The 10,540-nt window shown below is 70.8% G+C and carries 10 protein-coding genes; 5 read left to right on the forward strand and 5 right to left on the reverse strand.

All coding sequences use genetic code 11. The features are described from left to right. Window positions 1–599, reverse strand: a 599-nt coding sequence (locus AC27VN_RS20530) for an IclR family transcriptional regulator (RefSeq protein WP_490877697.1), incomplete at its 3' end; no start/stop codon positions are given. Window positions 600–739: 140 nt separating this feature from the next. Between AC27VN_RS20530 and AC27VN_RS20535 the strand changes: the two genes are divergently transcribed. The 3 genes from AC27VN_RS20535 (at window position 740) to AC27VN_RS20545 (ending at window position 4,994) form a co-directional block, all read left to right on the forward strand. Continuing rightward, window positions 740–2,389: a GMC family oxidoreductase gene (locus AC27VN_RS20535; RefSeq protein WP_490877698.1), complete on the forward strand. Its 1,650-nt coding sequence runs from the start codon at window positions 740–742 to the stop codon at window positions 2,387–2,389. 76 nt (window positions 2,390–2,465) lie between these two features. After that, window positions 2,466–3,785: an MFS transporter gene (locus AC27VN_RS20540; RefSeq protein WP_093340324.1), complete on the forward strand. Its 1,320-nt coding sequence runs from the start codon at window positions 2,466–2,468 to the stop codon at window positions 3,783–3,785. A 90-nt stretch (window positions 3,786–3,875) separates the two neighbouring features. Further along, window positions 3,876–4,994: a class II histone deacetylase gene (locus tag AC27VN_RS20545; protein ID WP_490877699.1), complete on the forward strand. Its 1,119-nt coding sequence runs from the start codon at window positions 3,876–3,878 to the stop codon at window positions 4,992–4,994. Window positions 4,995–5,030: 36 nt separating this feature from the next. On the opposite strand, the gene AC27VN_RS20550 is transcribed toward AC27VN_RS20545, so the two are convergent. Both AC27VN_RS20550 and AC27VN_RS20555 read right to left on the reverse strand, forming a co-directional pair. Beyond that, the gene (locus AC27VN_RS20550) at window positions 5,031–5,711 is read right to left on the reverse strand and encodes a DJ-1/PfpI family protein (RefSeq protein ID WP_208509776.1); all 681 of its coding nucleotides are present in this window, start codon (window positions 5,709–5,711) and stop codon (window positions 5,031–5,033) included. Further along, entirely contained in the window at window positions 5,708–6,061 is a 354-nt protein-coding gene (locus AC27VN_RS20555) for a DUF6616 family protein (protein WP_490877700.1), read from the reverse strand. Before AC27VN_RS20555 ends, AC27VN_RS20550 begins: the two co-directional genes overlap by 4 nt. Window positions 6,062–6,224: 163 nt before the next feature. Here AC27VN_RS20555 and AC27VN_RS20560 point away from each other — a divergent pair, with 163 nt between their 5' ends. Then, window positions 6,225–7,205 (forward strand): AraC-like ligand-binding domain-containing protein, encoded by a 981-nt coding sequence (locus tag AC27VN_RS20560; RefSeq protein WP_490877701.1) that lies wholly within the window; start codon window positions 6,225–6,227, stop codon window positions 7,203–7,205. Here AC27VN_RS20560 and AC27VN_RS20565 read toward each other — a convergent pair. Both AC27VN_RS20565 and AC27VN_RS20570 read right to left on the reverse strand, forming a co-directional pair. Further along, entirely contained in the window at window positions 7,184–8,086 is a 903-nt protein-coding gene (locus AC27VN_RS20565; protein WP_490877702.1) for a transporter substrate-binding domain-containing protein, read from the reverse strand. The two genes, AC27VN_RS20560 and AC27VN_RS20565, sit on opposite strands and share 22 nt — an antisense overlap. Window positions 8,087–8,102: 16 nt before the next feature. After that, complete coding sequence (locus tag AC27VN_RS20570; RefSeq protein ID WP_093340332.1) at window positions 8,103–9,437, reverse strand: aspartate aminotransferase family protein; 1,335 nt, start codon at window positions 9,435–9,437, stop codon at window positions 8,103–8,105. A gap of 176 nt (window positions 9,438–9,613) precedes the next feature. On the opposite strand from AC27VN_RS20570, the gene AC27VN_RS20575 reads away from it, so the two are divergent. Next, window positions 9,614–10,513, forward strand: coding sequence for a LysR family transcriptional regulator (locus tag AC27VN_RS20575; protein ID WP_490877703.1), 900 nt, complete (start codon window positions 9,614–9,616; stop codon window positions 10,511–10,513). The last annotated feature ends 27 nt before the right edge of the window (window positions 10,514–10,540 follow it).

Here is a 10,540-nt window from a genome sequence, read left to right on the forward strand (position 1 = left end):
TCCTCGCGGTCGCGCGAGAAGCCGTCCTGCGCGATCGCGTCGCACTCGGCGCGCAGCGCGGCGGGGTCGGTGAGGGTGCTGGCCGTCATGCGCGGCAGCGGCAGGCCGTCGATCATCGCGTCGCGCGCCTTCTTCGGCATCTGTGCGAGAAAGAGCTTGCCGCTCGCGGTGCAGTGCAGCGGCACGTGCGAGCCCACGTCGAGCGTGAGCCGCAGCGGCCACTGGGCCTCGACGCGGTCGAGGTAGAGCACGCGCGCGCCGTCGAGCGTCGTGAGGTTGCAGGTCTCGCCGACCTCCTGCACCAGCGCCGCCAGCACCTCGTGGCGCAGGCCGCGCACGCTGCCGTGGTTCAGCGTGTCGAAGGCCAGTTGCCGCAGCGCGGGGCCGACGACGAAGGAGCGCTCGTCGAGGTCGCGCGCGAGAAAACCGGTGGCCAGCAGCTGCGTGCAGATGCGGTGCGCGGTGCCCTTGGGCAGGCCCAGCTGCGCCGCGAGATCGGCCAGCGACAGCGCGCGGCCCTCGTGGGCCAGCAGCGCAAGCAGGCGCAGGCTGCGCTCGGCCGAGGAACCTGAAACGGGCTCCTCGACGGCGGCAACCACGGGCGCGGCAACAGGGGCGGCAGCGGAACGCGCGGGACGGGGCATGCGGGTAAACCTCTAAAGTGGAACATTGCGTTCCGAAAATCAATAATCTAGGATGCAATGAATCGAGGCCATTGTTCCATCGCCGGACCGCACGCATGCCTGACTCTCTCAGTGAAGAAGCCTTCGACTACATCGTGGTGGGCGCCGGCTCGGCCGGCTGCGTGCTGGCGGCGCGCCTGAGCGAGGACCCGGCCACGCGCGTGCTGCTGCTCGAGGCGGGCCCGCGCGACAGCTCCCCGTGGATCCACCTGCCGATCGGCTACGGCAAGACCATGTGGAGCCCGGTCTACAACTGGCGCTTCGAGACCGATCCCGATCCCAACATGAACGGCCGCCGCATCTACTGGCCGCGCGGCAAGACGCTGGGCGGCTCGAGTTCGATCAACGGCCTGATCTACATCCGCGGCCAGCGCGAGGACTACGACCACTGGGCCGCGCTCGGCAACCCGGGCTGGGGCTACGAAGAAGTGCTGCCCTACTTCGTGCGCTCCGAGGGCAACCAGCGCGGCGCGAGCCAGTTCCACGGCGGCGACGGGCCGCTCAAGGTGTCGGACATCGGCGCGCGCCACGAGCTGATCGAGGCCTTCATCGAAGGCGCCCGGCAGACCGGCGTGCCGCGCACCGAGGACTTCAACGGCGCCGCGCAGGAAGGCGCGGGCTACTACCAGCTCACCACGCACCGCGGCCTGCGCTGCAGCACCGCCAAGGCCTACCTCGCACCGGCGCGCCACCGCCCCAACCTGCGCATCGAGACCGAGGCGCTGGCCACCGGCCTCGTGTTCGAGGGCCGGCGCGCGGCCGGCGTGCGCTACCGGCAGGGCGGCGTGGAGAAGACCGCGCACTGCCGCGCCGAGGTGCTGCTCTGCGCGGGTTCGATCCAGTCGCCGCAACTGCTGCAACTCTCGGGCGTGGGCCCGCGCGCGCTGCTCGATCGCTTCGGCATCGCGCCGGTGCACGAACTGCCGGGCGTGGGCGAGAACCTGCAGGACCACCTGCAGATCCGCCTCGGCTACGAGTGCACGAAGCCCATCACCACCAACGACCAGCTCAACTCCTGGGCCGGCCAGCTCGGCCTGGGCCTCGAATGGCTGCTGCACCGCAGCGGCGCACTCGCGATCGGCATCAACCAGGGCGGCTGCTTCATGCGCGCGCTCAAGGACGAGGCGGGCCGCCCCGTGGCCGCCACGCCCGACATCCAGTTCCACGTGGCCACGCTGTCGGCCGACATGGCCGGCGGCAAGGTGCATCCCTACTCGGGCTTCACCTTCTCGGTGTGCCAGCTGCGGCCCGAGTCGCGCGGCCACATCCGCATCCGCTCCACCGATGCGGCCGAGCCGCCCGAGATGCAGCCCAACTATCTCGCGACCGAACTCGACCGCGCCACCGCGGTGGCCGGCGTGAAGGCCGCGCGCGCCATCGCCGAGGCACCCGCGATGCGGCCCTACGTGAAGCGCGAGGTGAAGCCCGGCGCGCAGGCCGCGAGCGACGCCGAGCTGCTCGAGTTCTGCCGCAACAACGGCGCCACCATCTTCCATCCCACCGGCACCTGCCGCATGGGGCACGACCCGCTCGCGGTGGTCGATGCGCGGCTGCGCGTGCACGGCATCGGCGGCCTGCGCGTGGTCGACTGCTCGGCCATGCCCACGCTGGTGTCGGGCAACACCAACGCCCCCGCGGTGATGATGGCCGAGAAGGCCGTCGACATGATCAGAGAGGACCACAGGGCGGCTTCGGCCGCGCACTAGCAGCAACGCATCCCGCACGGCCCGCCGAGAGCGAAGACCAAGAGGCCGCCACGACAACACTCATCGGAGACAACACATGAGCAGTGCACGCGACGACGAGAAAACGATTCGCAGGGTGGTGATTTCGGCGCTGGTGGGCGCCACCATCGAGTGGTACGACTTCTTCCTCTACGGGGTGGTGGCCGGCATCGTGTTCAACAAGCTCTACTTCCCGGGCAGCGACCCGGTGGTGGCGACCTTGCTGGCCTACACCACCTTCGCGGTGGGCTTCGTCACGCGGCCCCTGGGCGGCGTGATCTTCGGCCACTTCGGCGACAAGATCGGGCGCAAGAGCATGCTGATCATCACGCTGATGATCATGGGCGTGGCCACCTTCCTGATCGGCCTGGTGCCCACCTACGCGCAGATCGGCATCGCGGCGCCGCTGCTGCTGCTGGTGCTGCGCGTGGCACAGGGCATCGGCCTGGGCGGCGAATGGGGCGGCGCGGTGCTCATGGCCTACGAGTACGCGCCCAAGGAGAAGCGCGGCTTCTATGCCTCGCTGCCGCAGATCGGGCTGGCCATCGGCCTGTGCCTGGCCTCAGGCGTGGTGGCGCTGCTGTCGTGGCTCCTGACCGACGAGCAGTTCATGGCCTGGGGCTGGCGCATCGCCTTCCTGATCTCGGGGCTGATGGTCGGGGTGGGCATGTACATCCGGCTGCACGTGAAGGAGACGCCCGAGTTCGCCGCGGTGAAGGCGCGCAACGCCGAGCTGCGCATCCCGTTCATGGACATGCTGCGCCGCTACCCGGGCAATGTGTTGAAGGGCATGGGCGCGCGCTACATCGACGGCGTGTTCTTCAACATCTTCGGCGTGTTCTCCATCGCCTACCTCACGGGCACGCTCAAGCTCAGCCGCACCGATGCGCTGCTGGGCGTGATGGCCGCGGCCATCGTGATGTGCTTCGCCATCCCCTTCTTCGGCCGGCTGTCGGACCGGCTGGGCCGGCCCCGGGTCTACATGTGGGGCTCGCTGATCACCGCGGTGTCGGCCTTCCCGGGCTTCTGGCTGATGACGCACAGCGGCGGCAACGTGCTGCTGGTGTGGCTGTCGATCGTGATCCCGTTCGGCATCCTCTATGCCTCGGTCTACGGCCCCGAGGCCGCGCTGTTCTGCGACCTGTTCGACGCCAAGGTGCGCTACACCGGCATCTCCTTCGTCTACCAGTTCTCGGGCATCTTCGCCTCGGGCATCACGCCGATCATCGCCACCGCGCTGCTCAAGTCGGGCGGCGGCGAGCCGTGGCAGATCTGCCTGTACGTGCTGTTCGCGGGCGTGGTGTCGGCGTTGTGCGCCTGGCTGATCGGGCGCAGTCCCTCGCCGGCCGACGCGCCGGTGGTGGCGCCCGCGCGCTGACGCGCTCGGGCAAGCCGCCGTGCACGGTGGATCAGACACCGGCGCGCGGCGGCCGCTACCTTCGTGGCTTTCACCCTGGAGCCACGACGCATGAAGCGCACCGCCTTTTTCCACGACGAGAGAACGCTCTGGCACATCGCCGGGGCACCCCATGCCCTGGTGCTGCCCGTGGGCCGCTGGGTGCAGCCGATGGCGGGTGTCGGCATCGCCGAGGCGCCCGACACCAAGCGAAGGCTGAAGTCGCTGATGGACGTCTCGGGCCTCAGCGACAGGCTCGAGGTGCGGTCGGCGCCACCGGCCTCGCAGGACGAGCTGCTGCGCGTGCACACGCGCGACTACCTCGCGCGCTTCAAGGCCGGCAGCGATGCCGCGGGCGGCGACATGGGCGATCTCGCGCCCTACGGCCCGGGCAGCTACGAGATCGCCGCGCTGTCGGCGGGCCTCGCGATCGCGGCCATGGATGGCGTGGTCGCGGGCCGGCATCCGAACGCCTATGCCTTCTGCCGCCCGCCGGGCCACCATGCCAGTGCCGATCGCGGCATGGGCTTCTGCATCCTCAACAACATCGCGATCGCCATCGAGGCCGTCCAGGCGCGCCACGGCATCGATCGCATCGCCGTGATCGACTGGGACGTGCACTGCGGCAACGGCACGCAGCAGCTCTTCTACGGCCGCGACGACGTGCTGACCATCTCGCTGCACCAGGAGCACTGCTTCCCGCCGGGCTACAGCGGCGCGCACGACCGCGGCGAGGGCGTGGGGCTGGGCTTCAACATCAACATCCCGCTGCAGCCGGGCGGCGGCCACGACGCCTACATGCAGGCCTTCGAGCGCATCGTGATTCCCGCGGTGGACCGCTTCGCGCCGCAACTGGTCGTGGTGGCGAGCGGCCTCGATGCCAGCGGCGTCGATCCGCTCGCGCGCATGCTGCTGCATCCCGAGTCGTTCCGCCTCATGACCCGGCATGCGATGGCGCTCGCCGAGCGGCATGCGGGCGGCCGGCTGGTGATGGTGCACGAGGGCGGCTACTCGGAAGTGGCGGTGCCCTTCTGCGGCCTCGCGATCCTCGAGGAACTGTCGGGCCACCGCACCGAGGTCGAGGATCCGCTCACGCCCTTCTTCGGCCTGATGCAGCCCTCTGAGCGCTTCGATGCCTTCCAGCTCGGACTGATCGAGGAGCTGGCGGCGCTGCACGGGCTGCAGCGCTGAACCACGAACGAAGCCGGGTGGCTTCGTTCGCGCCGACTACCTGCGCGCCGCCGCGACCCGCTCGATGGTGCCCAGCGGCATGAGCTCGCGCAGCGCCTCGCGCGCACCGGCCACCAGGGCCTCGTCGCACAGCTCGGGCCGGCCCGTGCCATAGGGCGGCTGCGGCGCGTATTCCATCAGCAGCTCCACCATGCGGCCCGTGGCCTCGCCGGCGATCTCGCCGACCACGCGCACGCCGAAGTCGATGCCCGCGGTCATGCCGCCGCCGGTCATGCGGTTGCGGTCGATCACGATGCGGCCCGGGCTCGGGATCGCGCCCAGCAGCGCGAGCCGGTCGCGCGCATACCAGTAGCAGCCCGCGCGGTAGCCGTCGAGCAGCCCGGCCGCGGCCAGCAGCAGCGAGCCGTTGCACACGCTGGTGATCCAGGTCGAACGCGCGCCGACACGGGCGAGGAAGGCCTTGGTCTGCTCGTCCTCGAGCAGCGCGAACAGCGCCTTGGTGTTGCCCGGCACGAACAGCAGGTCGGGCGCCTCCCAGCAGTCGTCGAAGCCGTGCGTGGCGACCACGCTGACACCGGCATCCGAGGCCAGCGCGCCGGTGTGCTTCCACGCGAGCTGCGACTCGAAGCCGGGGATGAAGGACAGCGCCTGCAGCGGACCCGCGAGGTCGATCAGGGTCATGCCCGGAAAGACCAGCGACAGCACCTTGAAGCTCATGACGGAAGCCCCGCCAGCAGTTCGAGCACCTGGGCCGGGGTCTGCGCCACGCCGGTGGTGTTGTGCTGCTCGAAGAGGGTGTACCAGCCCGAGGCTTCGACGCCCTGGCGGAAGCCCGCGACCGCTTCGGCGCTGTCCATCTCCCACACGGCCCAGAACGCGGCGGCGGGATCGGCATGGTCGACGCCGCGGTCGGCCGCGCCCCAGCCCAGCGTGCAAATGCCGCCGGCCTTCATGGCCTCGATGGCGCCGAGCACGGCGTCGGCGAAGGCCCGGCGTTCGGCCGGCGTGCGGGCGATCCAGGCCGGCCTGGGTGTCCATTGTTCGATGAAGAGATGCTTGCTGCTCATGGGATTCCTCGGGTTGGATGAAGGGGCCGGCCGACGATAGCCAGCGCAGCGCGCGCGGCACGACTGCCGGTGCACCGTGTCTTGCACCAGCGTGCACGGCGTGGGCCCGCGCGGCCCCGCCTTGCTTGTGGCGCGCCGCCAGACCGGCTGTAATGCCCGGACCATGCACGCCCAGTCCTGTTCCACGCTCGACGTTCCCGCCGCCCAGCGGATGCGCTACTGGGAAAGCGCGATCGCGCCCTACTTCGGCCGGCTGCGCGGCGACGACGACGCGGGCGGCCCGGACTTCGAGGCCCGCTGCGACATCTACGACGTCGGCGGCCTGGGCGCCGTGCGCATGCAGGTGCCGCTCTCGCGCGTGACGCGCGAGGCCCGCGACGCGCTCGACAGCGGCGGCGGCTATTTCAAGCTCTCGATGCAGATCGCCGGCGCCGCCGACGTGCACGCGGCCAACCGCACGGTGCACCTGGGGCCGGGCGACTGGATCATGCTCGACCAGCGCCTGCCCTACACCTGGGAATCGGCCGCGCCGGCCTCGCTGTTCGGGCTGCAGATCCCGCGCGAGCGCCTCGCGGCGCTGGGCCTGCCCTCGCTGGTGTGTTCGAGCGACGAGGCGCTGGCCGACAGCGGCATGGCGCCGATCCTCGGCGGCCACCTGCGCACGCTGAACACGCAGCTCGCGCACGTGACCGAGGATGCCGCCCACCTGCTGGCCGAGGCCTCGATCGGACTGCTCGCCACCACCCTGTCGAGCGGCCGGCCGCATGCGCGCGCGCCGGTCGACGCGCTGGCCGCCGTGCGCCTGCGCGCGGTGCAGTACGTGCGGCTGCATGCGAGCGAGGCCACGCTCTCGGTCGATGCGATCGCCCATGCGCTGCGCTGCTCGCGGCGCTACCTCTACAAGGCCTTCGACGGCAGCGACGCGAGCCCCGAGCGGCTGATCTGGCAGACCCGGCTCGAGCGCTGCCACGAGGCGCTGCGCGATGCGCGCAACCACGCGCGCTCGGTCTCGTCGATCGCCTTCGAGAACGGCTTCAACAGCGATGCCCACTTCGCGCGCATGTTCCGCGCGCGCTACGGCCAGTCGCCCGCGCGGCTGCGGCGCAGCCTGCGGGCGCAGGCTCAGGGCAGCCGCTCCTCGTAGGCCTCGGCCGGCCGGTCGTTGGGCGACTGGAAGGCCGCCTTGAGCGAATCGCTCAGCGGGATGTTGATGACCGCGTTGCGCGGCGGGATCGGCGCCATGAACCAGCGCGCATAGAGCTTCTCGAGCGCGCCCGAGGCCATCGCGTTCGCGAGGTAGCCGTCGACCGCGCGCTTGAAGGCCGGGTCGTCCTTGCGGATCATGATCGCGATCGGCTCGATGCCCAGCGGCTTGCCGACGATGCGGAAGTCCGCCGGGTTGCGCGCGTTCGAGATGTTGCCCGCGAGCGTGTTGTCGTCCATCGCGAAGGCATCGGCGCGGCCGCTCTCGAGCAGCAGGAAGCTCTCGGCATGGTCCTTGGCCAGCACGATGTTCAGCGCCATGCCCTTGTTGTCCTGCTCGAGCTTGCGCAGCCGCTGCACGAGCGTGGTGCCCACGGTCGTGACCACGGTCTTGCCCCTGAGCTGCTCCGCCGACTCGATGCCGCTGGCCGCGCGCACCGCGAAGCGCGCCTCGGTGATGTAGGTGGTGCTGCCGAAGGCCACCTGCTGCTGGCGCGCGGCATTGTTGGTGGTCGAGCCGCACTCGATGTCGACGGTGCCGTTCTGCAGCAGCGGCACGCGGTTCTGCGAGGTCACGACCATCGGCCGCACCGCCACGCCGGGCAGCAGCTTCGCGAGCATCTGCTCGCAGAGCTCGACGTGGTAGCCGACGTAGCTGCCGCCCACCGCATACGACAGCGGCGGCGAGGCCTCGCGCACGCCCATCACGAGGGTGCCGGCGGCCTTCGCCTTGGCGAGCGTGCCGCCGGGTTCCTGCGCGAAGGCGGCCAGCGCGGCGGCCGCGAGCACGGCACCGGCGAGCATCCGGTTCGGGGTCTTCATGGCGTCCTCCGGCGCGTCAGGCCGCGAGCGCCACCGGCGCGGGATGGGCGATCTCGTCCAGGCTCTCGCGCAGCGCGCGGTCGAGGATCTCGATGGCGCGGTCGATCTGCTCGTGCGCCACGTTGAGCGGCGGCGCGATGCGCCACACCGAGCCGCGCTCGGGCCGGCGCCGGATGTTCATGCTCAGGCCGAGCTCGAAGCACTTCTTCGTGGTGCGCGCGCCGAGCTCGTGATGGGGCAGCCGCGAGTCGCGGTCCTGCACCAGCTCCACGCCCAGCAGCAGGCCCTCGCCGCGCACGTCGCCGATCGCCTCGTAGCGCCGCTGCAGCTCGAGCAGTTGCCCGCGCAGGTAGGCGCCGGTGGTGCGCGCGCGCTCGATCAGGCCTTCGCTGCGGATGGTGTCGAGCACCGCGAGGCCGACGGTGGCGGGCAGCGGGTCGGAAACATGGCTGGTGTAGAAGGTGAAGCCCTTCTCGTGCACGTCCTGCTCGATGCGCGGGCTGGTCGCCACGGCGGCCAGCGGCAGGCCGCCGCCCATGGTCTTCGACACCGACATGATGTCGGGCACCACGCCGTAGAAGTCGGAGGCCGTGCGGTGGCCGATGCGGCCGAACGCGGTCTGGGCCTCGTCGAAGATCAGCAGCATGCCGCGCTCGTCGGCGGCGCGGCGCAGCGCCTGCATGTACGACCGGGGCGGCACCAGCACGCCGCCCGCGCTGATGATCGGCTCGATGATGATCGCGGCGCGCCGGCCGGTCGAGGCCATGTCGTACATCTTGAGGCCGAGCTCGAGGCAGGCCAGCGCCGATTCCTCGCCCGACATGCCGCGGATGTAGGGCCGGTAGGCGTTGGGCTCGGGCATCAGGTAGACGCCGGGCACGTGCACGCCGTAGCCCTTGCGGTCGCTCGCGAACGACACCGCGCTGGTGCCGCCGGTCACGCCGTGCCAGGAGCCGCCGACGGCCAGGATCTCGAAGCCGCCGGTGTACATCTTCGCCATGCGCAGCGCGACCTCGTTGCTCTCGGAGCCGGTGTTCACGAACAGCGACTTGCTCAGCGGCGCGGGCATCCAGTCGGTGGCCATCTTCTGCGCCAGCTCGGCCACCACCTCGGGGATCATGCCGCTGAACAGATGGAAGGCCTTCTCGCCGGCCTCGTGCACGGCGCGCACGATCGCCGGATGGTTGTGGCCGATGGTGGCGCACATCTGGCCCGAGGTGAAGTCGAGGATCTCGCGGCCCGTGTCGTCGACCACCACCGCGCCGCGGGCGCTGCGGAACAGGTTGGGGAAGGTGTCGCCGCCGTAGCGCACCATGTATTCCTTGGCGGCCGCGCGCAGTTGTTCGCTCATGTCCGAATCCTTTGCTGAAGTGGTGAGTGGATTCGCCAATGGTCGCGAGGCCCGCGCACGCGGTCCAATGTCGAGTTTGCATCCGGGCGCGATGCGCCGCACGCATCGCCCATGCACGCAAGCGATGGGCACGCGGCATTGCAGAATGCGCCGCACGCAAAGCAACAGAGGGCGCGATGGACACACGCTGGTTTCAGGATTTCGTCACCTTGGCCGAGGTGCAGAACTTCACGCGCGCGGCCGAGATGCGCAACGTCTCGCAGGCCGCGTTCAGCCGCCGCATCCAGGCGCTCGAGCAATGGCTGGGCGCCAAGCTGATCGATCGCGCGGCTTATCCGACGCGGCTCACGCCCGCGGGCGAGCGCTTCCGCAAGGTGGCCGCGGGCCTGCTCGACCAGATCGCCGACGCGCGCGCCGAGATCGGCGACGCGCCCGCGCGCAACCACGTGCGCATCGCCTCGACCTATGCGCTGGCCAGCACGCGGCTGCCGGGCTGGTGGGCGCGCTGGTCGGGCGCGGGCGACCTCAGCTGCAGCCTCGAGGTCGGCAACGTGCACGACACGCTGACGGCCTTCAGCGCGGGCTCGGCCGACGTGCTGATCGGCTTCCACCAGGCCGCGCATCCGCTGCAGCTCGATGCGGCGCGCTTCGAGCGCCGCGAGCTCGGCCTCGAGCGCGTGCGGCCCTACGTGTCGCGCGCGCTCGCCGCCTCGGAGCGCTTCGCGCTGCCGGGCAGCGCGGCCAGCCCGGTGCCGTTGTTGATGTACTCGCCCAGCGGCTACTTCGCGCGCGTGGTCGCGACAGCGATCGAGCAGTCGGCGCAGCCGCTGATCGGTTACCGGGCCTTCGAATCAGAGATGACCGACGTGCTCGGCGACCTCGCGCAGCAGGGCATGGGCATGGCCTGGCTGCCCGACAGCTCCTTCGTCGCGGGCCGGCTCGGCGAGCTGGTGCCGGTGGGCGATGGTGCCTGGGACGTGGAGGTCGCGATCGTGGCCTGGCGCGCGCGGCTCAACGCGCGGCCGGCGGTCGCGCGGCTGTGGGAGCGCATCGGCGCCGACGCACTGCCTGCCTAGGACTCGGCCGGCATGCGCTCGGCGATC

Source organism: Variovorax sp. 20P10.2.4, assembly GCF_058244205.1.

What these genes read in the sequence shown, in the direction of transcription:
- AC27VN_RS20550 (WP_208509776.1), bottom strand. Translation starts at nt 5,711, where the DNA reads ATGAGCTTCAAGGTGCTGTCGCTGGTCTTTCCGGGCATGACCCTGATC.
- AC27VN_RS20555 (WP_490877700.1), bottom strand. Translation starts at nt 6,061, where the DNA reads ATGAGCAGCAAGCATCTCTTCATCGAACAATGGACACCCAGGCCGGCC.
- AC27VN_RS20575 (WP_490877703.1), top strand. Translation starts at nt 9,614, where the DNA reads ATGGACACACGCTGGTTTCAGGATTTCGTCACCTTGGCCGAGGTGCAG.
- AC27VN_RS20565 (WP_490877702.1), bottom strand. Translation starts at nt 8,086, where the DNA reads ATGAAGACCCCGAACCGGATGCTCGCCGGTGCCGTGCTCGCGGCCGCC.
- AC27VN_RS20560 (WP_490877701.1), top strand. Translation starts at nt 6,225, where the DNA reads ATGCACGCCCAGTCCTGTTCCACGCTCGACGTTCCCGCCGCCCAGCGG.
- AC27VN_RS20535 (WP_490877698.1), top strand. Translation starts at nt 740, where the DNA reads ATGCCTGACTCTCTCAGTGAAGAAGCCTTCGACTACATCGTGGTGGGC.
- AC27VN_RS20570 (WP_093340332.1), bottom strand. Translation starts at nt 9,437, where the DNA reads ATGAGCGAACAACTGCGCGCGGCCGCCAAGGAATACATGGTGCGCTAC.
- AC27VN_RS20545 (WP_490877699.1), top strand. Translation starts at nt 3,876, where the DNA reads ATGAAGCGCACCGCCTTTTTCCACGACGAGAGAACGCTCTGGCACATC.
- AC27VN_RS20540 (WP_093340324.1), top strand. Translation starts at nt 2,466, where the DNA reads ATGAGCAGTGCACGCGACGACGAGAAAACGATTCGCAGGGTGGTGATT.